The sequence below is a fragment of the Streptomyces sp. CA-142005 genome, from assembly GCF_050942335.1.
Classification (GTDB): Bacteria; Actinomycetota; Actinomycetes; order Streptomycetales; family Streptomycetaceae; genus Streptomyces.
This window is the reverse complement of record NZ_CP192078.1, coordinates 8,663,898-8,690,222: the sequence shown is the minus strand read 5'-3', so window position 1 is coordinate 8,690,222 and position 26,325 is coordinate 8,663,898. Positions and strand designations below refer to the sequence as shown.

Annotated in this window: 19 protein-coding genes; 6 read left to right on the top strand and 13 right to left on the bottom strand. The window is 71.2% G+C overall.

Features of this window, described 5'->3' with window-relative positions; genetic code table 11:
* Nucleotides 1-28: 28 nt before the first annotated feature.
* From ACQPXS_RS40060 to ACQPXS_RS40050, 3 genes are all read right to left on the bottom strand, one after another.
* Nucleotides 29-2,761, bottom strand: a complete 2,733-nt coding sequence (locus ACQPXS_RS40060; RefSeq protein WP_433456168.1) for a SpoIIE family protein phosphatase — start codon at nt 2,759-2,761, stop codon at nt 29-31.
* Nucleotides 2,762-2,879: 118 nt separating this feature from the next.
* Complete coding sequence (locus tag ACQPXS_RS40055; protein ID WP_433454421.1) at nt 2,880-5,174, bottom strand: FUSC family protein; 2,295 nt, start codon at nt 5,172-5,174, stop codon at nt 2,880-2,882.
* 185 nt (nt 5,175-5,359) lie between these two features.
* Nucleotides 5,360-5,695: a hypothetical protein gene (locus ACQPXS_RS40050; RefSeq protein ID WP_433454419.1), complete on the bottom strand. Its 336-nt coding sequence runs from the start codon at nt 5,693-5,695 to the stop codon at nt 5,360-5,362.
* Nucleotides 5,696-5,938: 243 nt separating this feature from the next.
* Between ACQPXS_RS40050 and ACQPXS_RS40045 the strand changes: the two genes are divergently transcribed.
* Complete coding sequence (locus ACQPXS_RS40045; protein WP_433454418.1) at nt 5,939-7,777, top strand: glycoside hydrolase family 15 protein; 1,839 nt, start codon at nt 5,939-5,941, stop codon at nt 7,775-7,777.
* A gap of 252 nt (nt 7,778-8,029) precedes the next feature.
* Here the strand turns inward: ACQPXS_RS40045 and ACQPXS_RS40040 are convergent, their stop codons facing one another.
* The 5 genes from ACQPXS_RS40040 to ACQPXS_RS40020 form a co-directional block, all read right to left on the bottom strand.
* Complete coding sequence (locus ACQPXS_RS40040) at nt 8,030-9,067, bottom strand: cytochrome d ubiquinol oxidase subunit II (protein ID WP_433454417.1); 1,038 nt, start codon at nt 9,065-9,067, stop codon at nt 8,030-8,032.
* Complete coding sequence (locus ACQPXS_RS40035) at nt 9,064-10,506, bottom strand: cytochrome ubiquinol oxidase subunit I (RefSeq protein WP_433454415.1); 1,443 nt, start codon at nt 10,504-10,506, stop codon at nt 9,064-9,066. The genes ACQPXS_RS40040 and ACQPXS_RS40035 overlap by 4 nt, the downstream gene beginning before the upstream one ends.
* A 39-nt stretch (nt 10,507-10,545) precedes the next feature.
* Nucleotides 10,546-11,385 carry an SDR family oxidoreductase gene (locus ACQPXS_RS40030; protein ID WP_433454414.1) on the bottom strand — a complete coding sequence of 280 codons (840 nt, stop codon included), beginning with the start codon at nt 11,383-11,385 and terminating at the stop codon, nt 10,546-10,548.
* A 163-nt stretch (nt 11,386-11,548) separates the two neighbouring features.
* The gene (locus ACQPXS_RS40025; RefSeq protein WP_433454413.1) at nt 11,549-13,129 is read right to left on the bottom strand and encodes a GMC oxidoreductase; all 1,581 of its coding nucleotides are present in this window, start codon (nt 13,127-13,129) and stop codon (nt 11,549-11,551) included.
* A 111-nt stretch (nt 13,130-13,240) separates the two neighbouring features.
* The gene (locus tag ACQPXS_RS40020; RefSeq protein ID WP_433454412.1) at nt 13,241-14,206 is read right to left on the bottom strand and encodes a cyclase family protein; all 966 of its coding nucleotides are present in this window, start codon (nt 14,204-14,206) and stop codon (nt 13,241-13,243) included.
* Nucleotides 14,207-14,548: 342 nt separating this feature from the next.
* Here ACQPXS_RS40020 and ACQPXS_RS40015 point away from each other — a divergent pair, with 342 nt between their 5' ends.
* A complete protein-coding gene (locus tag ACQPXS_RS40015) occupies nt 14,549-15,559 on the top strand; it encodes a LacI family DNA-binding transcriptional regulator (RefSeq protein WP_356313508.1) in 1,011 nt (336 codons plus the stop codon).
* A 107-nt stretch (nt 15,560-15,666) separates the two neighbouring features.
* Here ACQPXS_RS40015 and ACQPXS_RS40010 read toward each other — a convergent pair whose 3' ends face one another.
* The 4 genes from ACQPXS_RS40010 to ACQPXS_RS39995 all read right to left on the bottom strand — a co-directional run bounded on the left by ACQPXS_RS40010 (nt 15,667) and on the right by ACQPXS_RS39995 (nt 20,041).
* Nucleotides 15,667-16,524, bottom strand: a complete 858-nt coding sequence (locus ACQPXS_RS40010; RefSeq protein ID WP_356313511.1) for a carbohydrate ABC transporter permease — start codon at nt 16,522-16,524, stop codon at nt 15,667-15,669.
* A complete protein-coding gene (locus tag ACQPXS_RS40005; protein WP_365322548.1) occupies nt 16,514-17,476 on the bottom strand; it encodes a carbohydrate ABC transporter permease in 963 nt (320 codons plus the stop codon). The genes ACQPXS_RS40010 and ACQPXS_RS40005 overlap by 11 nt, the downstream gene beginning before the upstream one ends.
* A complete protein-coding gene (locus tag ACQPXS_RS40000; RefSeq protein WP_433454410.1) occupies nt 17,473-18,840 on the bottom strand; it encodes an ABC transporter substrate-binding protein in 1,368 nt (455 codons plus the stop codon). The genes ACQPXS_RS40005 and ACQPXS_RS40000 overlap by 4 nt, the downstream gene beginning before the upstream one ends.
* 109 nt (nt 18,841-18,949) lie before the next feature.
* Complete coding sequence (locus ACQPXS_RS39995; protein WP_433454408.1) at nt 18,950-20,041, bottom strand: glycoside hydrolase family 172 protein; 1,092 nt, start codon at nt 20,039-20,041, stop codon at nt 18,950-18,952.
* 243 nt (nt 20,042-20,284) lie between these two features.
* On the opposite strand from ACQPXS_RS39995, the gene ACQPXS_RS39990 reads away from it, so the two are divergent.
* The 4 genes from ACQPXS_RS39990 (at nt 20,285) to ACQPXS_RS39975 (ending at nt 25,491) form a co-directional block, all read left to right on the top strand.
* A complete protein-coding gene (locus tag ACQPXS_RS39990) occupies nt 20,285-21,772 on the top strand; it encodes an FGGY-family carbohydrate kinase (RefSeq protein ID WP_433454407.1) in 1,488 nt (495 codons plus the stop codon).
* A 142-nt stretch (nt 21,773-21,914) separates the two neighbouring features.
* The gene (locus ACQPXS_RS39985) at nt 21,915-23,549 is read left to right on the top strand and encodes a fucose isomerase (protein WP_433454405.1); all 1,635 of its coding nucleotides are present in this window, start codon (nt 21,915-21,917) and stop codon (nt 23,547-23,549) included.
* 157 nt (nt 23,550-23,706) lie between these two features.
* On the top strand, nt 23,707-24,804 hold the full coding sequence (locus ACQPXS_RS39980) for a DUF4185 domain-containing protein (RefSeq protein WP_433454404.1): 1,098 nt from the start codon (nt 23,707-23,709) through the stop codon (nt 24,802-24,804).
* 105 nt (nt 24,805-24,909) lie between these two features.
* Nucleotides 24,910-25,491, top strand: a complete 582-nt coding sequence (locus ACQPXS_RS39975) for a histidine phosphatase family protein (protein ID WP_433454402.1) — start codon at nt 24,910-24,912, stop codon at nt 25,489-25,491.
* A 64-nt stretch (nt 25,492-25,555) separates the two neighbouring features.
* On the opposite strand, the gene ACQPXS_RS39970 is transcribed toward ACQPXS_RS39975, so the two are convergent.
* Nucleotides 25,556-26,308, bottom strand: a complete 753-nt coding sequence (locus tag ACQPXS_RS39970) for a CbtA family protein (protein ID WP_433454401.1) — start codon at nt 26,306-26,308, stop codon at nt 25,556-25,558.
* Between the last annotated feature and the right edge of the window lie 17 nt (nt 26,309-26,325).

The following is a 26,325-nucleotide window of genomic DNA, read 5'->3' as shown; positions in this document are numbered from 1 at the left end:
TCCTGCCGTACCGGCGGGTTTTCTGCCTTCATCCATGGTCCGCCCAGACCCGGGAGCGCACACCTGGACCGTTGTGTGGTCCGGCGGTGTCCGCCACCGGTGCGGGGATCGTCTGCTCGGCCCAGATGATCTTGCCGGTGGACAGGTACCGGGTGCCCCACCGGGCGGCGAGCTGGGCGACGAGGAAGAGACCTCTGCCGCCCTCGTCGGTGGTGGCCGCGTGGCGCAGGTGAGGCGAGGTGCTGCTGGTGTCCGAGACCTCGCAGATCAGGCTGCGGTCGTACAGCAGGCGCACCCGGATCGGCCCGGTGGCGTAGCGGATGGCGTTGGTGACCAGTTCGCTGAGGATGAGTTCGGTGGTGAACACCAGCTCGTCCAGCGTCCACTGCGAGAGCACGTGGTGGACCCTGGTGCGCGCATCGGCCACCGCGGCGGGATCGGAGGGCACTTCCCAGGCGACGATCCGGTCGGCTGCCAGGGCGCGGGTCCGGGCGACGAGCAGAACGACGTCGTCGCTGGGACGCGCGGGCAGCAGCGCGTCCAGCACCGCGGTGCAGGTCTCATCCGGGGTGCGGCCCGCGTCGCCGAGGACGGCGCTCAGCAGCGCGAGGCTCTCGTCGATGTCGCGGTCGCGGGCCTCGATCAGCCCGTCGGTGTACAGCACGAGCCGACTGCCCTCGGGCAACCGCAGCTGCGTGGTCTCGAACGGCAGCGCCGCCAGACCCAGTGGCGGGCCGGCCGGCACGTCCGGGAACTGCACGGTGCCGTCGGGGATCACCACCGCAGGCGGCGGGTGCGCGGCCCGTGCCATCGTGCAGGCCCCGGTGGTCGGGTCGTAGATCACGTACACGCAGGACGCGCCGGTGATCCCCGTCCTGCCGTCGTCGCTCGCGTCCTCCTCGTCGATCCTCGCGACGAGCTCGTCCAGATGCCACAGCAGCTCGTCGGGGGGAATGTCGAGCGCGGAGAAATTGCGCACGGCCGTTCGCAGCCGCCCCATGGTCGCCGCCGCGTGCAGACCGTGACCGACGACGTCGCCCACCGCCAGCGCGACCCGCCCGCCGGGCAGCGGGATGACGTCGAACCAGTCACCGCCCACGGACTGGGCCGGCAGATACCGGTGGGCGAGGTCGACGGCGTTCTGGTCGGGCATGGCGCGCGGCAGCAGGCTGCGCTGCAGGGCAACAGCCATCGCGTGCTCGTGGGTGTAGCGCCGGGCGTTGTCGACGGAGACCGCGGCGCGGGCCACCAGTTCCTCGGCCAGCGACAGGTCGTCCTCGTCGAAGGGCTCACGCTCCCGCGTGCGCCAGAAGCAGGCCACGCCGAGCAGCACACCCCGGGCGCGCAGCGGGGCCACGATGCGCGAGCGGAGGCCGGCGGCGAGGATGGCCTCCGATCGCGCCGGGTCCTGGGCACGCCACGCCTGCGCGGCGTGGAGATCGGGCTCGAGCACCGCCTGCTGGTGGCCGAACGCCCACGCCTGCGGTGTGGCGGGGTCCAGCTCGAAGACCTCGTCGCGCCGGATGAAGGGATGCTCCTCGCGTATGCCGTGCACGGCCACCCGGTGCATCCGGCTGCGACCGCCGGTCGCCGGTTCCTCGCCGTGCAGGACGCACTCCACGAGATCGACCACGGCGAAGTCGGCGAAGTGCGGTATCCCGACCCGGGCGAGTGCTGCGGCGGTATGTTTCACGTCGAGTGAGGTCCCCATGGAGCCGCTGGCGTCATAGAGCAGTTGCAGGCGCCTGCGAGCCGCCTCGGCCTTCTGTGAGAGCAGCCGGAGTTCGGTGGAGTCCCGCAGCGTGGCCACGCTCCCCGGAGGGCCGCCGTCGCGCCCCGTCGGCCAGCAGTTGACCACCAGCAACCGCTCCCCGACGGTGAGCACCTCGTCGCTGACGACGCGTCCCGGAACCAGCAGCTCGGCCGCCGCCCGCTCGAGCCCGAGCTCGGCCACGGGGCGTCCCTCGACGTCCCCCGTGAGACCGAGCAGCCGCCGTGCCTCGTCGTTGGCCACGGTGATCCGCCCTCGCGGGTCCAGGCCGACGACGCCCTCCCGGATACCGTGCAGCGTGGCCTCCCGGTCCTGGAGCAGACCCGCGATCTCCTCCAGCTCCAGTCCGAACGTGCTCCGCTTGAGCCGTGCGGCCAGCAGGAAGGCGGCGCCCGCTCCGACCGCCAGCGCGATCCCGGCGTAGATGCCCAAGGCGGGCAGCTCACGCACCAGCTCGCCGGACACCTGCGCCTCCGGAATGCCGGCCGAGACCTCTCCCACCAGACGGCGGCCGCCGCCCGGTGCGTACACCGGCACCAGGCCATTGGCCGAGCGGCCCGTCGCACCCACGTTGATCCTCGTGTGTGCCCTTCCGTCCCGGACCACGATCGGTTCGGAGACCTTCCGGCCGATCAGGGCGGGAGTGGGGTGCGAATGACGGACACGGTGCAGGTCGATCACCACGACATAGGAGGCACCGGAGTCGGTGGTGATGCGCTGGGCCGTGCTCTGCACGACGCCGTGGCGCGTCGGCGGCGCTCCGGCGGCCAGCGCGCCGCGAATCTGCGGGTTTCCGGCCGCGATCCGCGCGATCGCCACCGCCCGCTGCTCGTACAGGGCGTCCAGCCGGGCGCGCTGGGTGAAGGCGAACAGTGCGAAACCGATGGTGCTCGTCACCGCGAGGATCAGCAGCAGGGCGAGGAGGATCCGCTGCGAGAGCTTGCGTCCGCGGCCACCCGGCCGCCGTCCCCGTCCGGGCCACCAGACCACCAACGCCCACATCCCTCCGGTGACGGAGAAGACATATAGACAATTGTCGCGCTTTCCCCGGGCGGACGCAGACTCGTCCGGGGGACTGCACGCGCGCACCGGGCGGGCCGTACCGGCATCAGCCGACGACGTTCCCCCGCGCCGCCGCGGCGAGGCTCGGCTGGAGGCGGCGGGCGGCGTCGACGTGGTCACGGGTCCAGATGACGCGGACGGCGGTGGCGGTGGCCCGGCCGCGGCCGTCGACGAGGTCGGTGCGGACGGACTCCACGAGCTGCGACGCGGACTTGGGGCGGAGCGGTACCGGGTCGGGGGTGGGCGCCTTGTGACCGAGACTCGCCGCGAAGCCGCAGTACCAGTCCATGACCGCGCAGGCGGCGCCGACGACGGCGCGATGGGCGTCGGTCTGCCCGGCGTGGCCGGGCGTCGGCCCGGTGTCCCGCCACAGGGAGAGGACGGCGTCGGCGGCCAGACGCAGGGCGGCCACTCCGGTGACGAGCGCGGTCATGTCGGCCAAGGGCAGGGGCTTCGCGCCGCGTTCGGCCAGGTACGTCCGGAAGGCGTCGTCGAGGCGGCGGGCGGAGGCCGCCGCCTGGAGGTTCTGCCGCACCGGTTCGCCGACGGGCGCGGCGGGTTCCGCTGGGCCGGAGGCGCCGAGGGTGTAGCGCACGGCGTCGACGAGGTAGTGAGCGCTGTCGGTGTACGCCTCGGCGAGAGCCTTGTGGACGGCGGCCGCGGCACCACGGGGCCAGAAGAACAACGCGACGGCGATGCTGACGGCGCAGCCCAGGGCGATGTCCTGGACGCGGAGCAGGACGATGTGCCAGTCGGGGTTCTGGCCGATGTTGAACAGCACGGCGAGCGTGACGGTGAAGGCGGCCTGTCCCGCGGTGAAGGAGATCGCGGCGGGGGCGATGCCGGCCACCAGGACGGCGGGCGGCAGCAGGAACCAGAGGGCGGTGCCGTGCTGGCCGATCAGGTGGAGCAGCCCGGCGCCGATGAACGAGCCCACCACGGTGCCGAGCACCGCGCGCAGGGCGTTCTGGCCGGTGTTGAGCGCGTTGGAGCGCAGCACGGACAGGGTGCCGAACAGGACCCAGAAGGAATGCTGTATCCCGGTGAACTCGGCGAGGAGCACCGCGATGGCGAGCCCGGCGGCGCCGCGCAGGCTGTTGTGCAGCCAGACCGAGCGGAGTCCGAGGTGCGCTGTGGCCCGTTCGCGGGCCAGGGCCAGCGGTGCGGTCAGCGCGCCCGGTTCACGGCCGAGGAGCCGTTCGTGCCAGGGACGTTGCCATGCGGTGGCGGCCAGTTCGACGTTGCCGGCGATCTGCAGGACGGCGTAGCCGAGCTCCTGGGCACGGAAGGACAGGTCGAGTGTGGCGATGAACGCGTAGACCTCCGCCGGGCTGTCACCTACCGGATGGTCGGCGGGCAGCCGCACCGTGGAGGTCTTCTCCATCCCTTTCATGGTCCGCCGCAGCACCTCCATGGAGGTCCGCAGCGGGCCCGCGTCGCCGCCCATCTCCGTCAGGAGGCCGGCGGCGTGATCGAGGACGTCGGCGGCGACGAGGCGCACCGTGCGCGCGGCCGGGTCGCAGGCCGGGGGCCCGTCGGTGTAGACGGGGCGGTCCGCCAGGATGCTGCTCAGCCAGGTCAGCTCGTCGACCAGGCGGACCACGGCGCGCGAGGTCGTGGACAGACCGGTGGGGCGGTACGGGGTGGTGTCGAAGGCGCGCCGCAGTTCCGTGCCGGCGTCGGCGGTCCGGTCGGCCGCCGCCCGGCGCTGCGCGGCGTCGGCCACCGGTCCCAGGCCACCGAGGCCGGAGGCGTCCGCGCGCAGGTGCGCGGCGGCGGCACGGCAGACCTGGGCCGCGGGCGCGCAGAGCGGATCGGCGACCGGCCGCGGCCACAGCAGCCGGACCGCGGGCAACGCCGCCGCTGCCGCCAGCCCGGCGCCCGCGAGGCGGTCGGGCAGCTGGGACAGCGGCACCTGTGACGTGACCGGCAGAACGAACGCCATCAGGAGCGCGGTCGTACTGCCCGCCAGCAGTGAGCTGACGACGCCGGAGAAGAGGACGACGAAGCCGACCAGCAGGGTCGTGACGACGGCGAGCCAGGTCACGCGCGCCACGAGCGTCCCCGCGCAGATCAGCACCGCCCAGGCCACCCCGAGCCCCGCCTGCGCGCGCAGCCGCTCCACCATCGGGCCGCTGAAGTCGACCAGCAGCAGCATCGAGAAGGACCCGAACGCGGCGAAACTCGCCATCGCCGGAGAGTGCAGGACCTGACTGCACAGTGCGAACAGGGTCGGCATGACGATCGCGGTCCGCCCGGCCCGCCGCGTCGCCGCCAGATCCGGATCGCGGTCACGCCACCACGAGAGCAGCCTCGGCGCGGTCGGTGTCTGCCCGGACATGCGCACCTCCCGCCGACCCGTCGTGGCCGGCAGCGACACCCCGCGCCGCGCTCTTCATGACATCCGGTCGGCCGACCGCCGAGGGGGCGGCGGGTCACGCGCATCGTCGTGACGCGCCCGGCATCTGTGCCCACGTCACCGGAGCCGATCCCGCCGCCGGTTGAGGCAGCGCCGACCCCGCGGTGTCATCCGGGCGCGAAGGAGAAGCTGTGCCACAGGCCGGTGGCCCTGACAACCTGGTCCGACGCCCCGATGTCCAGGTAGCTGCTCTGTCCACCCGGCGGCACGGTGCAGTCCGGTGTCGTGTACAGGAGCAGGCTGCTCTGTGTCTGATTGTTGACGTGGGTCACGCCCTCGGGGAAGCGGTGGCATCGGTGGATCGGCGGGTCGGAGAGGGTCTGCACGATCCTGAAACCGTTGCGCGCCACGATCTGACCGGACGCCTGGTCCTGGCAGGCGGTGAGCGCGACACCGAGCAACGTGATGCCGGTGAGCGCGGCCAACAACCGTGAAGGGGGCATCGAGCGCCTCCTGAGGTGCGGGGAGCTGCCGGGGATCTCGTCCTTTCCTCACTATCCGCCAGATGCGGCGGAGTCGCACGATGAGGTCCCCTCGCCCGACGGTTGCGGGCGTGCCGTCGCCGGGCATTCGGTTCCGGCGGTGTCCGGGGACCGGTGGCGGTCCCGTGGCCGCACCAGGACCCGCGACTTACGCTGATCCTGGGGGCCCATCCGGGTGAATCGCACACCGAAAGGGGCGCCCCGATGGACGACTACCCGCTGATCGAGAACCACGGTCTGATCGGAGATCTGCAGACCGCGGCGCTGGTGACCACCGAGGGCGTGGTCGACTGGTTCTGCTCTCCGCGCTTCGACTCGCCGAGTGTCTTCGGGGCGCTGCTGGACAAGGAGAAGGGCGGGCACTGCACGGTCCGGCCGGCCCATCTCACCCATGCGACCAGGCAGTTGTACCTGCCCGACACGGCGATCCTGGTGACCCGGTTCATGACCGAGGCGGGCGCCGGTGAGGTGCTCGACTTCATGCCCGTCACGGGGAAGACGGTCACCTCCCGCCACCGGCTGGTCCGCCTGGTCCGCTGTGTGCGCGGCACCATGTCGTTCGACGTGACGATCGCCCCGCGGTTCGACTACGGGCGCATGGCCCACCGGTTGCACCTCACCCCGCACGGCGCGGTCTTCGCCGCGGAGGACGGCACCGAACTCACCGTGCACCCGATCCGGGAACCGGAGGACGATCGGCTGGCGGACTTGCTCACGGACCGGGACGCCGATCTGCATCTCTCGCTGACCCTGCAGGCCGGCCAGCAGCGCGGGCTGATTCTGGAGATGGGCGCCGAGGGGCCGCCCGCGGAGATACGCCGTGACGAACACGAGCGGCTCTTCGAGGAGACGGCGGCGTTCTGGCGGTCCTGGCTGGCACAGTCGCGCTACACCGGGCGCTGGCGGGAGGTGGTGGAGCGTTCCGCGATCACGCTGAAGCTCATGACCTTCGCCCCGAGCGGCGCGGTGGTGGCCGCCCCGACGGCGGCCCTGCCCGAGCAACTGGGCGGCGAACGCAACTGGGACTACCGCTTCACCTGGATCCGTGACGCCTCCTTCTCCGTGTACGCGCTGCTGGGACTGGGCTTCACGGAGGAGGCCCGCGCGTTCATCATCTGGCTGAGCGACCGGGTCAAGGAGCGGGTCGGCAGCGAAGGGACCACGGGTCCGCTCAACATCATGTACAAGGTCGACGGCTCCTCCGACCTGGACGAGCAGATCCTCGACCACTGGGAGGGCTACGCGCGCTCCGCGCCGGTGCGGATCGGCAACGGCGCCGCGACGCAGCTTCAGCTGGACATCTACGGCGAGGCCCTGGACAGCATCTACTTCGCGCACCGGCACGGCTTCCAGGTCGGGCACGGGGGATGGACCTCGATACGGGCGGACCTGGACTGGCTGGCCGACCACTGGGACCAGGCCGAGGAGGGTATCTGGGAGACCCGCGGCGGTCGCCAGGACTTCACCTACGGCCGTGTCATGTCGTGGGTGGCGTTCGACCGCGCCCTGCGGCTCGCCGAGTCGAAGGGGTGGCCGTCGGCATCCGACCGCTGGCACGCCGAGCGGGACGCCGTCTACGAGCAGGTCATGGCCAAGGGCTGGAGCGAGGAACGGCAGGCCTTCGTCCAGCACTACGGCAGTGAGGTCTTGGACTCCTCGCTGCTGCGCATGGCGACGGTCGGGTTCGTCACCCCGGCGGATCCGATGTGGGCGTCCACCCTGGACGCCATGGAGCAGGAACTGGTCAGCGACAGCCTGGTCTACCGCTACAACCCCGATGCCTCGCCCGACGGCCTGCGTGGCTCCGAGGGCACCTTCTCGCTGTGCACGTTCATGTACGTCGACGCCTTGGCGCGCGCGGGGCGCACCGACAGGGCGAGGCTGGCGTTCGAGAAGATGATGGGGTACGCCAACCATCTGGGCCTGTACTCCGAGGAGATCGACCCGACGGGCCGTCAGCTCGGCAACTTCCCACAGGCGTTCACGCATCTCGCCCTCATCGACTCGGCCCTCACCCTGAACGAGGCGCTCGACCGGCGCTAGCGCGGGCCGGGTTCAGCCCTCCGGTCGTCCGGGGCCGAGCAGCACGAGGGTGTCCCCCTGCCGGGCGGCGGCCGGCCGATCGCCGGTGACCGGTTCCAGCCGGCCCTCGCGCCGTACGACGAACAGGGCGGCCGGCGAGGATCTGGCATCCGACGGCGAGGGCGACGGTCAGGCCGATGCCCAGCAGGATGCCGTCGGCGCTCACCGGGCCCGCACCGTGCGCAGCGGGCGGGCGGGCGGCCCGCCATGAGGTCAGACCTCGTCGACGGCATCGTCGCGCAGGTCGGCGTCGCTGAGGCCCTCCAGTTCGCCACGGGTGTCCAGCCAGTACAGCAGGGCGACCGCGGGGACGACGAGCACGACGGCGACGAGGGTGACGAACGCCAGCCAGCGCAGTGTGGTGTGCGCGCCCGCGCCCTCGGCGACGGTCAGCGAGGTCGGGACGAGGTAGGGGCGCTGCGCCATGCCCCAGGCGAGGACGGCCGACGCGACCACGCCGACGGCCGTGACCCGGGTCCGGGCTCCGGAGGGACGTGTCAGCAGCCATGCGGTGGCGAGCGTGGCCAGTGCCGCCACGACGACGAACACGAGGCCCACGCCGTGGGTGAGCCCGTGCCACACGTGCGGCGCGTCCCCGTGGGTGACGAACAGGGTGACGACGGCGAGCACGGCGAGGGCGGCGAGGGCGCCCAGGGCCCGCCGGCGGAAGTACCGGTCGAGGTCGGGCGCGGCGAAGCGCCGGGCGTCCGCGGCGAGGAAGACCGCGCCGAGCGTCGCCGTGGCCGCGATGGCGAGGAGGCCGAACAGCAGGGACGTCGGATTGGCCCAGGCGTGAGTCGACGCCGTGGTCGTGGCGGTCACCCGGCCCGAGGCCACTCCCCCGGCCGCGGCCCCGAGGAAGAACGGCGTGAGCAGGGAGGCGACGGCGAAGACCGCGCCGTACAGGCGCCGGCCGGCCAGCCGCCGGACGGGTTTGCGCAGGGCGAAGCCGGCGCCGCGCAGCACGATGCCGACGGCGGCAAGGGCCAGGGGCAGCCACATCGTGGTGAACACCTGCCGGAAGAGCTCGGGGAAGCCGGTCCACATGATGACCAGCACGAAGATCAGCCAGACGTTGTTGACCTCCCAGACCGGTTCCATCGCGTGGTCGATCAGCCATCGCGGGCGCTTGCCGCGTTCCGCTCCGCCCGCGGTCAGGTCCCAGAAGCCGGCTCCGTAGTCCGTGCCGCCGCCGCAGGCGTAGGCGGCGATGGCGAGCAGCAGGACGACGGCGACGACCCCGGCGATCACGGCCGGCTCCCGGCGGAGCGCGGCCCGTACGGCGTGTCCGTCTCGGGTGTGTCCGGCTCCGGTATCTCCTTGGGCGGTCGCGGTCCGCCCGTCCGGTCGGCGAGCCGCCAGCGGGAGCGCATCTTGAGCAGCACCGCGAGGAACGACCCGAAGACGAAGACGTACACGACGACGACCAGCCCGAACATGATCCACAGACTGCTGGAGCGGGTGGCCGTCACCGCTTCCGCGACCCGCATGTTCTGGTACACGATCCACGGCTGGCGGCCCACCTCGGTGGTGATCCAGCCGCACTCGACGGCGACGACGGACGCGAGACCGGCCACGGCCGCGCCGCGGAAGAACCAGGGGCTGGCGGGCATCCTGCGGCGCAGCAGCCACACCGCCGCGTACCACAGGGCGAGCAGCACCAGCAGGGAGCCGATCCCGACCATGATGTCGAAGGTCCAGTGGACGACCGTGGCCTGGGCGGGCGTCGGCCGGTCGCCCGCCGGGACGGAGGTCAGCCCGGTGACCTTGGTGTCCGGGCGGAAGCCGGCCAGGATGGAGTCGAGCTGCGGGATCCTGATGCCGCCGGAGATGGTGCCGTTCGGATGCATCCGGCCGAACAGGTACTCCGGCACATGGGTGTCGGTCTTCCAGACGATCTCCATGGCGGCGAACTTCACCGGCTGTTTGTGGAAGACCTGCCGGGCGATGGAGTCGCCGAGCACGAACTGCACGGGTGTGCACACGGCGGCGAGCGTGAAGGGGATCGTGAACCCCAGCCGGTGGTAGCGGTCCCGGCGTCCGCGCAGCCATCCGACGGCGTAGACACCGGCCACGACATAGCCCGCCGTCACGAACATCGCCATGACGAAGTGCCAGTACTGCGGGCCGAACATGGGGGTGAAGACCGCCGTCCAGATCTTCACGTCGACGGGGTTGCCGGCGGCGTCGAGGGTGAAGCCCCGCGGGGTGTTCATCCACGAGTTGGCCGCCAGGATGCCGAAGGCGCCGAGCAGGGCCACGAGAGGCAGCGGAAGACCGAGCAGGAAGTGGGCGCGGGAGGGAAGCCTGCGCCAGCCGTAGAGGTAGATGGCGATGAGGACGGCCTCCAGGAAGAACGCCCAGGCCTCGACGCCGAACCCGATGCCGAAGACATCGCCCCACCGGCCCATCATGCCCGGCCACAGCAGCCCGAACTCGAAGGACAGCACGGTGCCGGTGACGACGCCGATCGCGAACTGGACCGCCATGACGGCCGACCACCGGCGGGCCAGCAGCAGGGCGGTGGCGTCGTCACGGCGCAGACCGTAGCCGTGCATGATGAGCGTGATCAGCGGCAGGGCCACGCCCAGGGGCACCAGGATGATGTGCGAGGCCAGGGTGAAGGCCATCATCGATCGGGCCGGCAGCGTCTGCGGCGGCACGTCCGCCAGCAGCGGGAGCGTGTGCATGTGAGGTGTCTCCGGAGGCCGACGCGGGCGGGGTGGGGGTCAGCCGCCGGTGGCGAAGCCCGGGAAGAGAGTCATCCCGCCGTCGACGTACAGGGTGGTGCCCACGACGTAGTCCATCAGGTCGGACGCGAGGGCGACGACGGCGTGGGCGATGTCCTCGGGATCGCCGATCCGCTTGTAGGGGATCAGCCGCATGAGGTCCTGCCGTGCCTCCGGCGTCTCCCAGGCGCTGCGGTTGATGGGGGTCTTGATGGCTCCGGGGGCGACCGCGTTCACCCGGATCCGCTTCGGGGCGAGTTCCTGGGCCAGGGTCTCCATCATCATCTGCACGCCGCCCTTGGACGCGGCGTAGTTGACGTGACCGCTCCACGGGATGATCTGGTGCACCGAACTCATGCAGATGATCTTCCCGGCCGCGCAGGACACCTCCGGGACGATCCCGCGGCGCAGGAACTCCTTGGTCGCCTCACGCGCGCACAGGAACTGCCCGGTGAGATTGACGTCCAGGACCTTCTGCCACTGGGCGAGGGTCATGTCCGTGACCGACGCGTCCCGCTGCAGTCCCGCGTTGGCGACCAGGATGTCGATCGTGCCGAACTCCTTGACCATCCGGTCCACCATGGCGACGACCTGCTGCTCGTCGGAGACGTCCGCCTCGTGGGTGGCCGCCCGCACCCCGAATGCGGTGATCTCCTCGACCACCTTCTCGGCGTCCTCGCGGCCGGCCACGTAGTTCACCACGACATCGGCGCCCGCCCGGCCCAGGGCGATGGCCGTGGCCTTGCCGATGCCGGAGTTCGCGCCGGTCACGAGTGCCTTCTGACCCCGCAGCAGCTGGGTGGGGATGACGCCCTGGGGTGCGCCCTCGGTGGAACTCACGATGTGCTGCTCCTCCACTGCGTGCCCGCATCCAGCCGGGCCCGTCGCCCGGAGGTCCGGGCATCAGACAAGCACCGCCGGGAGGGGGCGGCATCCCGGAGCGGACCGCGTTGCGCTGCCCGGCTGAGTTCTTCGCCCGGTCGGAGCCGGGGCAGGCGGAGGGTCAGCCGAGCCGCTCCAGCAGGTGGTCGCCCACGCGGAGGGCGTTGGCCATGGCCGTCAGGGACGGATTGACCGCGCCGATGCTCGGGAAGAAGCTGGTGTCGACGACGTAGAGATTGTCCAGGTCGTGGGCCTTGCAGTGGACGTCCAGGGCCGAGGACGCCGGGTCGGTGCCGAAGCGCACCGTGCCGGCCTGGTGTGCGGTGGCGCCGATCGGCATGCCCTTGTGCAGGTAGATGCTGTGGGACAGCAGACGGTGCTCGTGCATGCCCAGATGGCCGAGCATCTGCTGCAGTTTGTGCCGCAGGCGCTGGACCCCCGCGATGTTGTTGCCCTCGTCGAGGGTGAGCCGGATGCGGCCGTCGCCTTCCAGGGTGACCCGGTTGTCCGGCTGCGGCAGGTCCTCTCCGCACAGCCAGAAGTCGACGGCGTGATGGGCCAGGACCTCGAACAGCATGTCCGGCGCCACCGCTCCGGCCCACCGCGGCGCCTCGCCGTGGATCTGCTCGGCGTCCGACTTGCCGAGCATCTGGACCCCGCCGAGGGGGTAGTCCCAGTCGTCCGCGCCCAGGTACCAGTCGTGCAGGGCGAGAGTCTTCTGGAACTGGGTGTCGTTGGGCTCCTTCGACACGGCCATCAGCGCCAGGTTGTTGTGGCGCATGTAGTACCGGCCGACGACGTCCGAGCTGTTCGCCAGCCCGTTCGGATGCCGGTCGCCGGCCGAAGCGAGCAGCAGCGCGGCGGAGTTGACGGCCCCGCAGGCCACGACCACGACGTCGGCCGAGAACCGGGCCTCCTGCTCGTCCGGGAGCTGGACGACGACGCTGGTGACGCTGCGCCCGGAGGGGTCGGTCTCCAGCCGTGTCACCCGGGCGTTGGTGATCATCTCCACGTTGGGGTGTTCCAGCGCCGGCTCCACACAGATCACCTGGGCGTCGGACTTGGCGCGGACCAGACAGGGGAAGCCGTCCACCCGGTTGCAGCGGATGCAGGCGCTGGTGTGGGTTGCCCGGCCGACCGCGTCCTGCGTCAGGTTGACGCCGATCGGCAGGTGGAAGGGGTGCAGTCCGCGCTTCTCCAGGTCGTGGCTCAACTGCTCGATGCGCGGCTCGTGTTCGACCGGCGGATAGGCGTACTGAGCGCTGCACGGCCCTTCCCGGGGGTCCTCGCCGTGCCGTCCGTGCACCAGGTAGAGGTGCTCCGCCTGGGTGTAGTACGGCTCCAGGTCGTCGTAACCGATGGGCCAGGCGGGCGAGATGCCGTCGTGATGGCGGAGTTCACCGAAGTCCTCGGGACGCAGCCGGAACAGTGCCGCGCCGTAGAACTTGGTGTTGCCGCCGACGTAGTAGTTCACCTCGGGTGGGAACTCGTTGCCGTGCCGGTCCAGCCAGAACTCCGGGGCGCGGTACTTGGCCTTGACGAACACGGCCGTCGAGTCCCAGTTGTCGCGTTCGCGCGGCAGGTAGTCACCGCGTTCGAGGACGAGGACGCGCTTGCCGGACGGGGCGAGGCGGTGGGCCAGGGTGCCGCCGCCGGCGCCGGTACCGATCACGATGACGTCGTACGAGGGCAGGGCGTCCACCTCAACCACCGTCCTTGCTCGCGCGGTCTGCGGCCGTTGCGGGTATCCCTCTTCGAACGTACGCGCCCCGCGGCGGTGCGGCACCTGGAAACGGGCCGCGCACCGGCACGCTCACAGGACGGCGATCGGGTTCACCGGGGACCCGGTCGCCGCCGGCAGCCGCAACGGGGCGACCACGCACAGGAAGTGCCAGCGTCCCTGCTGTTCGCACACCTCTGCCAGGTCCTCGAAGTCCAGGTAGTCCAGCAGGTGCAGCCCCATCGCGTTGACGGCCAGCACATGGACGGGGAACGCGACCTCGGCGACCGCGCTCGGCGCGGCGTCGCTGTTGCCGTCCGACCCCAGGACGGCCACGCGCCGCTCGGCCGGGAAGCGCATCGCCGTCGGATGCAGACCCGCACGGGTCCGCGTCACGTCCCAGGCCCCGAGGGTCCGCCGGCGCAGGCGGTGCCCCACGCGTACGAACAGCAGATCACCCGGTCCGACAGTGGTCCGCTGGGCGGTCTCGGCCGCGGCGAGGTCCTCGGCGGTCACCTGATCGCCGGGCTCGAGCCACTGGACACCGCGCAGGCGCGGGATGTCGAGGAGGACTCCGCGTCCGACGATGCCGTCGCGCACCAGGTCGAGGGTGAGCGCCCCGGCACCGTCCGGTGTCACGGTGCTCGCCGGGACGCCGCCGTACAGCTCGCCGTCGAAGATCACGTGGCACAGGGCGTCGAGGTGGCTGTCGACGTCGCCGTGCACGTTCATGGCGAAACGGTCACGCGCGAAGTCGAGGCCGTGCCCGCAGGTCTCCCGGCGCGTCGGTGCCGTCATCCGATGGGACGCGGGCTCCGGGCTGTCCGGGCCGGACCGGGTCTCGACGGTCGCGGCCAGCGACACGGTGCGCCCGCTCCGGACCTCGGCGGCGGCCGCCACCACCCGCTCCGGGGTCAGCCGGTCCAGTGCGCCACGCCGCCGGTCGGCGCCGTCCAGGGCCTGCTCCCTCAGCCGGCGGTACAGGTCGCGGAAGTCCGCTTCGGACAGGGGGCGCGGTGGAGGGGAGTGCGTGGGAGCGGGCCGCTGGTGCGAGGTCATCGGGAACTCCTCCGGGGCTCGGCGCGGACGGGGGCAGCGGTTCCGCCGTCATGAAGGCGACCAGTGCCGCGAGGATGACCACGGGCATCATCGCGTGCTGTCGAGCACCAGGACGACCGGCAGCACACCGCCGGCCGGGAGCCGCAGCGCCCCGCCGTCGCGGCCGCCATGCCCGGCACGACGGTCGAACTCGGGGACGCCCTGCCGTCATTGCACCACTCGGCCACGGGCCCCGCATGTCCGCACCGCGCCGCCTGTCCCATCTGCCCCGTCCTGGGCTCAATTCGGGGATGAAATCCTTTTCAGACGCGGGGTAGGGTGTTATCACACACGGGTGAAAGGATGCGCACTCAGTTGGTGACGATCCATGACGTGGCGCGAGCCGCCGGGGTGTCCCCGGCGACGGTCTCGCGTGTCTTCAACGGCGGCAAGGTCACGCCGGAACGCGCCCAGTCCGTCCAGCAGGCCGCCGCGGCTCTCGGCTTCGCGCCGAACCGGTTGGCCCGGTCGCTGCGCAAGCAGCAGTCCAGCGTGATCGCCCTGATCATCCCGGACATCGAGAACCCCTTCTTCACCTCGCTCGCCCGCGGGGTCGAGGACGCCGCACAGCGCACCAGCTTCTCGGTCGTCCTGTGCAACTCCGACGAGGACACCGACAAGGAACGCCGCTACCTGGAGGTCGCCCTCGGCGAGCAGATGGCCGGTGTGATCGTGGCCGCGGCCTCGCAGGACGAGACGGACCTGGCGCCGCTGAACGCCCGGGGCGTGCCCGTGGTCGCCGTGGACCGGCGGCCGCACGCGGCCGAGGTGGACGCCGTACAGGTGGACAACCAGCACGGCGGCGAGGTGGCCACCCGCCATCTGCTGCAGGCCGGTTACCGCCGGATCGCCTGCATCACCGGCCCCCGGGGCGCCTCCACGTCCGAGGAGCGCCTCGCCGGGTACCGCATGGCGCTGTACTCCGCGGGCGACGCCGCCCAGACCGGGGACGCCTACGTGCGGCACGCCGACTTCCGGGTCGAGGGCGGCCGGGCCGCGATGCGCGAGCTGCTGGCGCTGCCCGAGCCGCCGGACGCCGTCTTCGTCGCCAACAACCTCATGACGATCGGTGTCCTGGACGCGCTGCGCGAGGTCGGGCGCACTCCCCCGGCCCTCGGGGTGCTCTCCTTCGGCGACGTGCCGTGGGCGTCGCTGCTGCGGCCCTCCCTGACCGCCGTCGAGCTGCCGTCGTACGAGCTGGGCCGTACCGCCGCCGATCTGCTGCTGCAGCGCATCGAGGGCAAGCCGTCGCCGCTGCAGACGGTGGTGCTGCGCACCAAGCTCCAGGTGCGGGAGAGCACCGCCGGGCCGTGAGCCGGCCGGGCACGCGAAGGGCGCGGTACCGGTCGGGTGACCGGTACCGCGCCCTTGTTCGTGGGCCCTGCGCCGCCGCACGCCCGGGCCCACGGCAGGGTCCGGAGCTACTTCAGTCCGGACGTCTTGATCGACTCCACGATCTGCCGCTGGAAGACGAAGAACAGCGCCAGCATGGGCAGTGCCGCGACCGTGGCCGCCGCCAGGATGTAGTTCCAGTTGGAGCCGTACTGCGTCTGGAACGAGGCGATGCCGAGCTGGACCACCGTCAGGGACTGGTCGTTGGTGGCGACCAGCGGCCAGACGAAGGCGTTCCAGTTGGCGAGGAAGAAGAAGATCGCCAGGGCCGAGAGGATGGGCCGGGACATCGGCAGGACGATGTTCCAGTACACCCGCCAGTGGCCGCAGCCGTCGACGATCGCCGCCTCCTCCAGCTCCTTGGGCAGCCCCAGGTAGAACTGGCGCAGCAGGAAGATGCCGAAGGCGTTGAAGATGGCCGGGATGATCAGGCCGGCGTAGCTGTTGAGCAGGCCCAGCTCACGGGCCACCAGGAACAGCGGGATCAGCACGACGGGGGCCGTGACCAGCAGGGTGGCGAAGATCGCGCCGAAGAGCTTCTCGCGGCCCGGGAAGCGCAGCCGGGCGAGCGCGTAGGCCGCCATGGAGTGGAAGAACAGCGCCACGATGGTGATCACCGCGGAGATGAAGAAGCTGTTCCAGAGGTAGCGGCCGAAGGGGACCTCGGTGAAGACGTAGACGAAGTTGTCGAAGGTGAAGTCCTTCGGGATCAGGTTGCCGTCGGTGACGGTGGCCCGGGACTTGAAGGACGACGTGACCATCCACAGCACCGGGAAGATGCTGATCAGCGACAGGACCACGGCCAGGGCCGTCAGTCCGGCGCGTGAGGAGCGCGGCCGGCGTCCGCCCTCCCGGCCCGCCCGGGTCGTCAGGGCGTCACTCGCCATCGTCGAACCTCCCGCCTCTCGTGAGCTTGAAGATCACGGCGGAGATCACGACCATGATCAGTACCAGGAACGAGCCCATGGCCGACGCGTAGCCGAACTCGCCGAATCCGAAGGCCTGCTGGTAGATGTAGAAGATCGCCAGGGACGTGCCGTTGGCGGGGCCGCCGTTGGTCAGGACGAAGATCAGGTCGAGGCCACCGGTGATGGCGGCGACCGTCGACATCAGCAGGACGAAGAAGCTGGTGGGGCGCAGCAGCGGCCAGGTGATGGTGCGGAAGGTGGTCCACGGTCCCGCGCCGTCCAGCTTCGCGGCCTCGTAGAACTCCTTGGGGATCTCCTGGAGCCCCGCCAGGAAGATGATCATGTAGTAGCCCATCATCACCCAGACCATGACCGCGATGACGCAGCCGAGGGCCAGGGAGGGGCTGCCGAGCCAGGACTCGCCGTCGAAGCCGGCCGCCCGCATGGCCCGGTTGACCGCGCCGGTCTGCTCGTCGAGCAGGAACTTCCACAGCACGCCGACCACCACGAGGCTGATCACGTACGGCAGGAAGAGCGCGGTGCGGTAGACGCCGACGCCGGGCAGCTTCTGCTTCACCAGCAGGCCGAGGCCGAGGCTCACGCAGAACAGGACGGGGACGAGGATCACGACGTACTCGCCGGTGATCTTCATCGACTCCCAGAACAGCGGGTCGTGCATCATCCGCTCGTAGTTGCCGAGCCCGATCCACTTGTACGAGCCGAAGCCGCTGACCTGGAAGAAGCTCAGGGCGATGGAGAGCACCATCGGGATCGCGACGAAGACCAGGAGGCCCAGCACGTCGGGCGCGAGGAAGAGGCCCGCGGCCAGCCATTCGCGGTGCTTGCGGCTGAGTCTCGGCGTGTCCGCGGAGGCGGGTGCCTGCGCCGGGGCCGCGGCCCGCCGGCGCTGTTGTGCGGCGACGCTGCTCATATCAGGCTCGCCCCCTTGTAGCTCTTGGTGTACGCAGCGATGGACTGGGCGGCTCTGGCCGCCTCGCCGGCCACACCGCGGCCGGCGAGCATGGTGCCCTGGATGGCGTCGGAGATCGCCTTGTAGACGACCGGGGGGTAGCGCGGCTCGGCGCGCCCGCCGGGGAAGATCTCGTCCTTGAACTTCTTCATGATCTCGGAGTCGTAGCCGCCCTTGGCGGTGCCCCGCTCCAGGGCGCTGGCGCGCGGCGCCACGTCGGACTTGGCGCCCACGCACCAGTCGACCATCCGGTTGATCGAGTCATCCTTCATGGACCCGAGCGCCCAGACGCAGAACTCGGCCGCCGCCTCGGGGTTGCGGCCCTGGGCGTTGGCGCAGAAGGACCAGCCGCCGAGCGTGGTGACGTACTTGCCGCCCGTCGGGACGGGCAGCTTGAAGACGCCGTAGCGGTACTTGGGCGCGAACGCCTTGAAGCTGGAGACGTTCCAGATGCCCTGCTGCCACATGGCGACGTTGCCGCCCTTGAAGCCGCCGATCACATCGCCGGCGGCGGGCAGGGTGCGCGGGGCGATGCCGTGGCGTACGGCGTCCTGCCACAGCCCGAGGGCCTGGCGGGTGGCCTTGGAGTCGAAGACGACCTCGCCCTGCTGGTCCAGGACGTCGCCGCCGCCCTGCCACATCCACGGGTACCAGGTGAAGTTCTGGTAGTAGCCGGGGTTGGTCTCGAAGACGAGGCCCGCCCGGGTCTTCGTCCGCAGCTTGTCGCCGATGTCCAGCATCTGGTCCCAGGTGGTGGGGATGTCGGCCTCGGACAGGCCGGCCTTCTCCCACACGTCCTGGGCGTAGAACATGGCGAGTGGCTCGATCTCCATCGGCAGGGCGTAGACCTTGCCGTCGACCTTGCGGCTGTCCAGTGCGGAGCCGTAGTCCTCGATGGCGGCCTTGTCCATGTGCGGGGTGAGGTCCGCGAGGACACCGCCGTTGTAGTAGCGCAGGAAGTCGCCGGGCGAGAGAAGGAACATGTCCGGGCCCTCGCCGGTGGCGAAGGCGGACGGGAGCTTGAAGCCGTTGAGGTACGTCTGTATCGGCACGTGGACGAGGTCGATCTGTACCTTGTGGGTGCGGTTCCACGCGGCGACCATGTCCACGAACCACTTGGACTGGGCGTTGATCGCGGGGTCGGGCGAGCGCTGGGGGCCGTAGAAGTTCCAGAACTGGAGGTTGCCCCCCTTCGCCTGTGCCGTGCCGCAGCCGGTGAGCAGGGCCGGAGAGGCGAGGGCCGCGCCGGCGCCCGCCGCCGCGGTGAGGAAACGCCGGCGTGACGTGGTGGCCGGGCGCCCGGCTTCGTTGCCGTGCTGGAGCATGCGTGCGCTCCTGTCGGATTGGGATGGGCGTGGGAGAACTCGAGGGTGGGACGGGCGTGGGGGGCTGTCGGTGGGACGGGGGTGCGGGGTTTTCGGTGGGGGAGGCGGCTCAGTCCACTTCGAGGGTCAGCAGGTCCGGCGTGGCCGGACGGGAGGCCGAGCTCGGGGCGTCCAGGTAGAAGAGTGAGGTGCTGGCGATGTCGTCGCTGGTGTGCCGGTAGCGGTGCGGCAGACCGTTGCCCTGGCCGGGGCCGATGCCGAGGCTCTGCACGGTGACGCGCAGGTCCTGCGAGAAGCGGACGGGGTCGAGGATGTGCCAGCGGTACATCCCGAAGCGCTGCTGGCTGCGGTAGAGCCCGTCCGGGCGCAGGATCTGGTTCAGGCCCAGGTAGGGGGTGGTGTAGGCGGTGTAGCCCTGCCCGGGGACGTCGAAGTTCCAGGCGCCGCCGAAGTAGTCCTCGGTGCCGGTGCCGCAGATCGTCGGGAACTCGTCGTCGCCGTCGAGGTAGAACTTGAACTCGCCCTCGCCCCACCAGCCGGGGCTGTTGACGCCCCAGGCCAGATAGGTGCCGACGTAGCTGCCGGTGCCGGTGACCCCGTCGAGCAGGGTGTGCACCTCGCCGTAGGGCACCGGGTGGCTGCGCCGCCACTGGGCGTGGAAGTAGGAGGCGTCCTCGCCGACCTCGTCGAGTTCGTAGTCGACCTGGTAGTAGAGGGTGACCTTCTCGGCGGTCAGGTTCTCCAGGGTGATGCGCGCGCGGCGGCGGAACGGCATGGGCCAGTACGCGTTGAAACCGCCGTTGGGGTTGGCGGCGACGGGCACGGACGAGACCTGGCTGAAGGTGTTCCAGCCGTTGCAGAAGAAGTCGCCGAGCGGGACCTCGACGGCGGGGGCCTCCTCGCCCTCCCAGTGCATCCGCAGGAGGGTGCCCCGCCAGGCCGTGTGCGGGTCGGTGGTGCACCACAGGTGCCGGATGGTGCCCGGCCCCTCGATGTCGGCGAGCACGGCGGTCTCGCCGGCGGCGATGTCGATGCTCGGGGAGATCTTCCAGCCCGGCCCCAGCCTGCTCGCCGCGACCGCGCCGGTGCCTTCGGTGGCGCGGCCGCCGCCGGACTTGGCACCATGGAAGTTCTCGGCGCTGATGGAACGGCTCACGGCACGGGTCCTGCGGGAGATGCCGTCGAGTCCAAAGGTCGTCATCGTGTTCTGTGCCTTCATGGGTGGGGTGCGGGGCGGGCCCGGAGCCGGGCCGCGCAGCCCTTTGAAATCCATTTCAGCGAAACGTAGGGCCGCCGTCAGGGGGTGTCAAGGGGTGAGATCCCCGCGCACCACATCAGGCCCGCCATGCCCGTCTTGTGCGGTTTACCCGGCTGCGTCCAGCCACAAGGTCCGACTCTGCGCGGCCTCTTGACGCTGAAATCGATTTCTGCCAGCGTGCACCTCATGCCTCGCAAGTCTCGCAACGCAGTCATCGGTGTGGACATCGGCACATCGAGCAGCAAGGGTGTCCTAGTCGGCCTCGACGGCACCCTGATCCGCTCGGCCGTGCGGGAGCACACCCCCACCAGACCGGGTCCCGGCCGCTTCGAGATGGACGCCTCCGTGTGGTGGCGCGAGTTCACCGAAATCGCCGGCGAGCTGACCGGCCCGGGTGACACCACCGTGCTCGCGGTCGGGGTCAGCGGTATGGGTCCCTGCGTCCTGCTCACCGACGAGCACGACAGCCCGGTGCGCCCCGCGATCCTCTACGGCGTCGACACCCGCTCGGTCCGCCAGATCGGCCGCGTCGAGGAACGGCTGGGCGCCGAGGAGATCATGCGCCGGTGCGGTTCCGCGCTCACCACCCAGGCCGCCGGGCCGAAGATCGCCTGGGTCGCCGAGGAGGAGCCCCAGGCCTACGCCCGCGCCCGCCGCCTGTACATGCCCAGCTCCTGGCTGGTCCGCAAGCTCACCGGGACCTATGTGCTGGACCACCACTCGGCGAGCCAGTGCACTCCGCTGTACGACACGCTCGCGGGCGAGTGGTACGGCCCCTGGGCGGCCGACGTGGTCCCCGGCATCGAGCTGCCCCCGCTGCACTGGTCCGGCGAGGCGGCCGGCACCGTCACCGCCGAGGCCGCCGCGGCGACCGGCCTGCCGGCCGGGATCCCCGTCACCACCGGCACCATCGACGCCTGGGCCGAGGCACTCAGCGTCGGTGCACAGCACACCGGTGACCTGATGCTCATGTATGGCACGACCATGTTTCTGATCCACACCGTGCCCAAGCCGCTCACCAGCCCGTCGCTGTGGGGCACGGTCGGCGCCCTGCCCGGCACCCGCAACCTGGCCGGCGGCATGGCCACCTCCGGGGCGGTCACCAACTGGCTGCGCGATCTGTTCGCCGACGGCGACCACGCCGAACTGACCCGACTGGCCACCAAGTCGGGGCCCGGCGCGGGCGGGCTGCTGATGCTCCCGTACTTCTCCGGCGAGCGCACTCCGATCATGGACCCGGACGCCCGCGGTGTGATCGCCGGACTCACCCTGTCCCACACCCGCGGCGACCTGTACCGGGCCGCGCTGGAGGCCACCGGGTTCGGGGTGCGCCACAACATCGAGGTCATCGAGGAGGCGGGCGGCGACATCCGCCGGGTGGTCGCCGTCGGCGGCGGCACCCAGGGCGACCTGTGGACCCAGATCGTCTCCGACATCACCGGCCGGCCGCAGGAGCTGCGCACCACCACGATCGGTGCCAGTTACGGCGGCGCCCTGCTCGCGGCCCAGCTCGTCGGGGACGCCGACATCGACGACTGGAACCCCGTGCACCGGACGGTGACGCCCCGCGCGGAGCACCGGCACCGCTACGACGAGCTGTACGGCCTCTACCGGCGGCTGTACCGGGACACGTCGGCGACCGTGCACGCCCTGGCGCCGCTCCAGGAGCGCTGAGCCCAGCCGCGTCCAGCAAGGCGCTCCGCCCTTTGAACCCCGCCAGGGGCTCGCCCCCCTGGACCCCGGCCTTCGCCCGCCTTCCGGCCGACCCGGTCGGCCGGAAGGCGGCTGTCAAACGCACACCCTCAACGGAGATCGCATGACCTCGTACACGCTGCCCGTCCCGAACCGGCCGGCCACCGCCGAGCCGAACACCGTCTACACCGTGGCCAGTGGTGACCTGCGCCCCGCCGCCAACGTCACCTGCTGGCCGACCCAGGAGAAGCTGGAGAAGGACCTCGCCGCGGCGCTGACCGACCTCGGCTGGCAGGTGAACCGTGGCCACGCCTTCGACGCGACCAAGGGGCACGGCTTCATCGACAGCCAGCGCGCCGGCATCGAGGTGTTCAAGACCCTGCCGAAGGACGCGCCGCTCATCGTCGTGGAGGGTGTGTGGCAGTACAGCCACCACGTCCTGGCCGGGCTGCGCGACCACCGTGGTCCCATCCTGGTCGTCGCCAACTGGAGCGGTGAGTTCCCCGGCCTGGTGGGCCTGTTGAACCTCGCCGGCAGCCTCACCAAGGCCGGGCGCGCGTACTCCGTGCTGTGGAGCGCCGACTTCACCGACGACTGGGCCCGCGACGGCCTGCGCACCTGGCTGGAGACCGGCACCCTCACCCACGACGTCGGCCACGTCCGGCCGTTGCCGGCCCTGTCCGAGGACCCCGAGACCGAGCTCGGTGTGGCCCTCGCCCGGCAGCTGCGCGAGGAGAAGGCGATCATCGGCGTCTTCGACGAGGGCTGCATGGGCATGTACAACGCCATCATCGACGACGAGTTCCTCAACCCGCTCGGCATCTACAAGGAGCGGCTCTCGCAGAGCGCCCTGGTCGCGGAGATGAACAAGGTCTCCGACGAGGAGGCGCAGGCGGTCCGCGCCTGGCTCGACCACGCCGGGATGACCTTCCACACCGGTACCGACGAGGCCACCGAGCTCACCGACGCCCAGCTGCTCAGCCAGTTCAAGATGTACATAGCCGCGCTGCGCATCGCCGACGACTTCGGGCTCGACGCGGTCGGCATCCAGTACCAGCAGGGCCTGAAGGACACCGTCCCGGCGAGCGACCTCGCCGAGGGTCTGCTCAACAACGTCCAGCGCCCGCCGGTGTTCAGCCGTGACGGTGCCCGCGAGCTGTACGCCGGCGCGCCGCTGCCGCACTTCAACGAGGTGGACGAGGGCGTCGCCGTCGACTCGCTGGTCACCAACCGCATCTGGACGGCGATGGGCCTCGACCCGGCCACCACGCTGCACGACATCCGCTGGGGCGAGGAGTACGACGGCCGGTTCGTGTGGGTCTTCGAGATCTCCGGCTCGGTGCCCGCCTCCCACAACGGCGGCTACCACAAGTCGTACAGCATGCGGCAGCCCCCGATGTACTTCCCGCTCGGCGGCGGCACGCTCAGCGGCGTCTCCAAGCCCGGCGAGATCGTCTGGTCGCGGGTCTTCCTGATGGACGGCCGGCTGCACGTCGACCTCGGCCGGGCCACGGCGATCGAACTGCCGGAGGAGGAGACCCGGCGCCGGCTGGACGCCACCACCCCGCAGTGGCCGATCATGCACGCGGTGCTGCACGGGGTCAGCCGCGACCAGTTCATGGCCCGCCACCGCGCCAACCACCTGAACGTGGCCTACGCCCCCGACGCGGAGACGGCCGACAAGGCGCTGCGCGCCAAGGCCGCCCTCTTCGCCGAGCTGGGCGTCGAGGTCCACCTGTGCGGGGACGTGGCGCTGTAACCGGGTCGGCGGGTGACCGTGTGCGCCACGGTGCGCCCGCCCCGAGACTTCGCGGTGTTCCGCCCGGCGTCCCCCGGTACGGGCGGGGCACCGCGAACCGGCACGTGAACGACCGAGCAAGCGAACCGGGAAGCCCCACGATTCCGAGGAGTTCAGCATGGCCGGCTCACCTCGCCCCACCTCCACTCCAGCGCCGGACGGCCCGAGCCGCCGTACCCTGCTCGCCGCCGGCCTGGGCCTGGCGACGGCGGCGGCCGTGTCCGCCGCGAGCGCGCCACCGGCGGCCGCCGCCACCACCATCACCGGCACGAAGATCAGGAACCTCACGGGTCCGGACGAGACGGGCCGGTTCGCCGCTCCGTGGACGGATCTCGGCATCCCCGTCACGTGCCCCGACGGCACGATGCTGTTCGTCTGCGGCGACACCTTCGACGGTGCTGGCGTGGGCGGCCCGGACTGGCGCGCCCCGGTCGGCCTGCGCGCCCGCCGCCCCGACCCGGACTACCTGGTCATCGACGACAGCGTGGGCGGCGCGCACGCCGTGGGCCTGGTCCCGGAGGGCCACCAGAACGACACGACCGCCATCCCGTCGGACGTCTTCACCGTCGGCGACACGATGTACATGCACCTGATGCGGGGCGTCCTCTACCAGACCGACCACTCGGACTTCTGGCGCTCGACGGACAGCGGCGAGACCTGGGAGTACCTGTGCCTGTGGCCGGGCGACCAGTACGGCGGGCAGTTCCAGCAGAAGACGTACGCGGTCGCGGACGACGGCTACTGCTATGTCCTGTCGACCGTGTTCAACCGTGACGTCGACTCCGACCTGCTGCTGCACCGAGTGCGCCAGGACCGGCTGGACGACCCGGCGGCCTACGAGCCGTGGGGCTACGCGAACGGCGCCTGGGCCTGGGGGAACTACCCGACGTCGATCACCGCGCGCCGCCGCTGGGGCGAGATCTGCTTCCGGGCCATGGGCGGCAAATACGCCCTGACCTGGCTGAACATGGACCCCCTCGGCATCCGCGCCCAGGTCTTCGCGCTCCCGACCAGCAACCTGTTCACCACACCGGAACAGACCATCATCGTCCCGACCACCCCGGGCAACGAGTCCGGCAACGCGGTGGCCAGCCCGTACGGCGGCTTCATCGTGCCCGGATCGACGTTCGGCGACTTCAACATCAACGTCAGCCAGTGGTACGACGACCAGAACTACCGGGTGATGCAGTACCGGATCAGCGGTCTGGCCGTCTGAGCACCAGGACGTTCACGTCGATCGCGGAACTGGAGGCCCATCACCGCTGACCTGCCCCGCCCATGGATTGTGTGAGCGACGCGGAAGCTGGTACTTCTGGATCACATGACCAGCCGAGTGCTTCTCGTCTCCCCCGCCATGAGCGCGTCACTGCGGCAGGCCCGTTTCGACGACGGCGGCTCGATCGACGAGAGCGGCGCGGCACGGGCCCGCTCGGCGGCCGGCGCGCTGCCCTCCGCGGCCCGTGCCCTGACCTCCCCCGGCGCCCGCTGCCGGGAGACCGCCGCGGCACTGGGCCTCGACGCCATGCCGGTAGCGGAGTTGGCGGGCCTCGACGTGGGTCGCTGGCGGGGGCGGACCCTGGAAGAGGTGGGGGCCGCCGAACCGGAGGCGGTGGGCCGCTGGCTCACCGACCCCGCATCCGCACCGCACGGGGGTGAGTCCGTGCGGGACCTGTGCGCGCGGGTCGCGGGCTGGCTGGCCGACGCGCAGAAGCTGGAGGGTCGTACGGTCGCGGTGGCCGAACCGGAGGTGGTGCGGGCGGCGGTCGTCGACGCACTGGGCCTGCCCGATGCGGTCTTCTGGCGCCTCGACGTGCCGCCGCTGACCGTGACCGCGCTCGGCGGCCGGGCCGGGCGCTGGAATCTGCGACTGGGGTGTCCGCTTGCCCCGCCGGAGGCCGATTAGGCGCCGGGGAACGCCCCAGGGCCCGACGGAGGGTTCCGACGGGCCCTGGGGCGTATGGAGGGAGTCAGTGTGCGGCCGGGACCGTTCGCCGGCCCGCGGCCGTCGCCGGCCTGGGGTTCAGCAGCCGTTCGGCCAACTCACCGAAGACGAGGCCGAATCCGGCCCACAGTGTGGTCTGGATCGCCAGGGCGGAGAGCCGGAACCGCCACAGCAGGGTGGCCGGGAAGCCCTTGGGCACCTCGTTGACGACGGGCAGGAACTGGTAGGCCAGGCCGATCACGACGGTGAACGCGACCACCGCGGCCACCGTGGCCCACCAGGTGCCCAGGCGCGGGGCGAGCCGCTTGCCCAGGATGGCGGCGGCGACCGCCAGCAGGACGCCGAGCAGCATCATCAGGAAGTACAGGGCGGTCCGCTTGCCGATGGTGTCGGGGCTGCCGACCGACGGCGGGTTGGCCGGGTACTTCAGGAACGGCACGACGTACACGGCGAGCAGCGCGCAGCCCGACAGCAGCAGTGCCGTGGCGCGCGGGCCGAAGCGGCCCACGCGGCCGAGGGCGAAGCTGAAGGCGAGCGCGCCGATGCCGCCGAAGGCGACCCCGTAGACGAGGACGCCGGTGGCGAGACCGGCGGTCGACTGCAGGGAGCGCGAGACGACCTCCATCTCGTGCTCGTGGGAGTGGGCCTCCTCGAAGCTGATCGCCTTGTCGACGTTCGGCTCACCGAGAACGTAGGCCACGACCAGGGCGAGCACACCGGCCGCCAGGCCGGCGAGCATGCCCCGGACGAGAAGGTTCCGTACGGTTGCGGAGTTCATGGGCGTGCGACGACCCT

Excerpts from the sequence above, each read along its gene's own strand:
- ACQPXS_RS40000 (WP_433454410.1), bottom strand. The coding sequence starts at position 18,840 with ATGCTCCAGCACGGCAACGAAGCCGGGCGCCCGGCCACCACGTCACGC.
- ACQPXS_RS40035 (WP_433454415.1), bottom strand. The coding sequence starts at position 10,506 with ATGCACACGCTCCCGCTGCTGGCGGACGTGCCGCCGCAGACGCTGCCG.
- ACQPXS_RS40055 (WP_433454421.1), bottom strand. The coding sequence starts at position 5,174 with ATGTCCGGGCAGACACCGACCGCGCCGAGGCTGCTCTCGTGGTGGCGT.
- ACQPXS_RS40010 (WP_356313511.1), bottom strand. The coding sequence starts at position 16,524 with ATGGCGAGTGACGCCCTGACGACCCGGGCGGGCCGGGAGGGCGGACGC.
- ACQPXS_RS39990 (WP_433454407.1), top strand. The coding sequence starts at position 20,285 with ATGCCTCGCAAGTCTCGCAACGCAGTCATCGGTGTGGACATCGGCACA.
- ACQPXS_RS39980 (WP_433454404.1), top strand. The coding sequence starts at position 23,707 with ATGGCCGGCTCACCTCGCCCCACCTCCACTCCAGCGCCGGACGGCCCG.
- ACQPXS_RS39995 (WP_433454408.1), bottom strand. The coding sequence starts at position 20,041 with ATGACGACCTTTGGACTCGACGGCATCTCCCGCAGGACCCGTGCCGTG.
- ACQPXS_RS40020 (WP_433454412.1), bottom strand. The coding sequence starts at position 14,206 with ATGACCTCGCACCAGCGGCCCGCTCCCACGCACTCCCCTCCACCGCGC.
- ACQPXS_RS39970 (WP_433454401.1), bottom strand. The coding sequence starts at position 26,308 with ATGAACTCCGCAACCGTACGGAACCTTCTCGTCCGGGGCATGCTCGCC.
- ACQPXS_RS40045 (WP_433454418.1), top strand. The coding sequence starts at position 5,939 with ATGGACGACTACCCGCTGATCGAGAACCACGGTCTGATCGGAGATCTG.
- ACQPXS_RS40005 (WP_365322548.1), bottom strand. The coding sequence starts at position 17,476 with ATGAGCAGCGTCGCCGCACAACAGCGCCGGCGGGCCGCGGCCCCGGCG.
- ACQPXS_RS39985 (WP_433454405.1), top strand. The coding sequence starts at position 21,915 with ATGACCTCGTACACGCTGCCCGTCCCGAACCGGCCGGCCACCGCCGAG.
- ACQPXS_RS40015 (WP_356313508.1), top strand. The coding sequence starts at position 14,549 with ATGCGCACTCAGTTGGTGACGATCCATGACGTGGCGCGAGCCGCCGGG.
- ACQPXS_RS39975 (WP_433454402.1), top strand. The coding sequence starts at position 24,910 with ATGACCAGCCGAGTGCTTCTCGTCTCCCCCGCCATGAGCGCGTCACTG.
- ACQPXS_RS40050 (WP_433454419.1), bottom strand. The coding sequence starts at position 5,695 with ATGCCCCCTTCACGGTTGTTGGCCGCGCTCACCGGCATCACGTTGCTC.